At 65.5% G+C, this 1,050-nt stretch carries 2 protein-coding genes; one reads left to right on the plus strand and one right to left on the minus strand.

The genetic code is table 11. From position 1 onward, the window contains the following. On the minus strand, positions 1-235 hold a 235-nt coding region (locus ACWDRB_RS67900; protein ID WP_449912934.1), incomplete at its 3' end, for a hypothetical protein. Positions 236-287: 52 nt separating this feature from the next. On the opposite strand from ACWDRB_RS67900, the gene ACWDRB_RS67905 reads away from it, so the two are divergent. Continuing rightward, positions 288-1,050, plus strand: a 763-nt coding sequence (locus tag ACWDRB_RS67905; RefSeq protein ID WP_449912936.1) for a reverse transcriptase/maturase family protein, incomplete at its 3' end; no start/stop codon positions are given.

The raw sequence follows: 1,050 nt of genomic DNA on the forward strand, positions 1-1,050 counted from the left end.
GGCCGATGAGGCATGGCTGCGGGTACGGGGGATGCAGACCAAGCTGCACCGTTGGGCGGTAGCCGATCACGGCTTCCGGTTTGACGATGTGTTCAACTTCGTCTGCGACCCGGCCACGCTGGTGATGGCTGCTGGAATGGGTCGCGGGCAATGCCGGAGCCCGGACCGCCGGAGTGGATGGCATCACCATCATCCACGTCCGGATGACCGGAGCGCAGGCGCTGCTGAACCACATCCGCTCCCTGCTCCAGGCGGGCCGGTTCCGGCCGTTACCGGTGCGGGAGAAGATGATCCCCAAGACCGGCGGCAAGCTTCGCCGGTTGGGAATCCCGACCCTCACGGATCGGGTGGTGCAGGCGGCGCTGAAACTGGTCCTGGAACCGCTTTTCGAGGCGGACTTCCGTCGTGCTCCTACGGTTTCCCGGCCGAACCGGCGCGCGCATGACGCGATCGCCGAGATCCATCATCTGGCCACCGCCGGTTACCGGTGGGTGCTGGATGCCGATATCGAGGCGTGCTTCGATCGGATCGACCACACCGCCCTGATGGACCGGGTGCGCCGACGGGTCAAGGACAAGCGCGTGCTCGCCCTGGTGAAGACGTTCCTCAACGCCGGGATCATGACCGAGCTCGGCCAGCGGAACGAGACCACCTCCGGCACGCCACAAGGCGGCATCCTCTCACCCTTGCTGGCCAACATCGCCTTGTCGGTGCTGGACGACTTCTTCGTCGAGCAGTGGGCAGCGGCGGGCGATAACCAGCAGCGCAGGAAAAGACGCGCCCAGGGACTGGCGACCTGGCAGCTCGTCCGCTACGCGGATGACTTCCTCGTCCTGGTCCACGGCACCGCCGAGCACGTCGAACAACTGCGTGATCAGGTGAGTGAGGTCCTGGCACCGATGGGTCTTCGCCTGTCGGAGAGCAAGACCAGGATCGTCCACCTTGCCGACGGGGTCGACTTCCTCGGGTTCCACATCATCTGGCGCCGCAAGCGAGGAACGAACAAGTGGCACGTCTACACGTTCATCGCCGACAAGCCGGTCCAGGCGC

This window comes from Nonomuraea sp. NPDC003707 (assembly GCF_053587055.1).